The sequence below is a fragment of the Lentzea kentuckyensis genome, assembly GCF_002150765.1.
Taxonomy (GTDB): Bacteria; Actinomycetota; Actinomycetes; order Mycobacteriales; family Pseudonocardiaceae; genus Lentzea; species Lentzea kentuckyensis.
The window spans coordinates 689-1349 of the sequence record NZ_MUYM01000234.1 but is presented as its reverse complement, the minus strand read 5'-3'; the positions used below and the strand labels follow the sequence as shown (position 1 = coordinate 1349).

Sequence of the window (661 nt, the reverse complement as noted above, 5' to 3'; positions counted from 1 at the left end):
GCGGCCGGGACGAGAACGGCGCACGCGGCGATCGCCAGCCACGGCATCAGCCGCAGCTGCCGCCGTTCGTCCAGCCGTGCCACGAGCAGCATGCCGCCGGCCGCGCCGGCGGCGTAGGCGGCGAAGATCAGGCCGACTCCGGCGGCTCCGGCGCCCAGTTGCGCGGCGTAGGGCACCGCGAGTGCCTCACCGACGATGTAGAACCCCGAGACGCAGGCGAGCGCGACCAGTGACCGCAGCCGCCGTTGCCCCCAGACGAGCTTCGCGCCGCCGATCAGGTCGGCCGGCCAGGCTCGCACGTGGGGGCGGTGTGGCGCGGGCCGGTCGAGCAGGAACACTCCCGCGAGGAACGCCGAGACGCCGAACGTCGCCGCGTCCGCGATGAGCACCAGCGCGGGTCCGAGCCAGGCGACCAGTGCGCCGCCGGTGAGGAACCCGGCGACCTGGGCGGCCTGGGTGACGGTGCTGAGCACCGCCTGTCCCAGCGGGTATCGCTCGTCGGGCAGGATCTGCGGCAGCAACGCCGCCCGTGCCGCTCCGTGTGGTGCCCCGGCGAACTGCACCAGCACCAGCAGCGTGCAGAGCACCCACAACGGCATGCCCGGCACGGCCATGAACAACAGCAGCGCCGCCCGGATCAGGTCGGCGGCCACCATGACGT

Annotated in this window: 1 protein-coding gene; it reads right to left on the bottom strand. The window is 74.0% G+C overall.

Features of this window, described 5'->3' with window-relative positions:
* A partial coding sequence (locus B0F77_RS46265) for an MFS transporter (RefSeq protein WP_158103031.1) occupies positions 1-661 on the bottom strand: 661 nt, incomplete at both ends.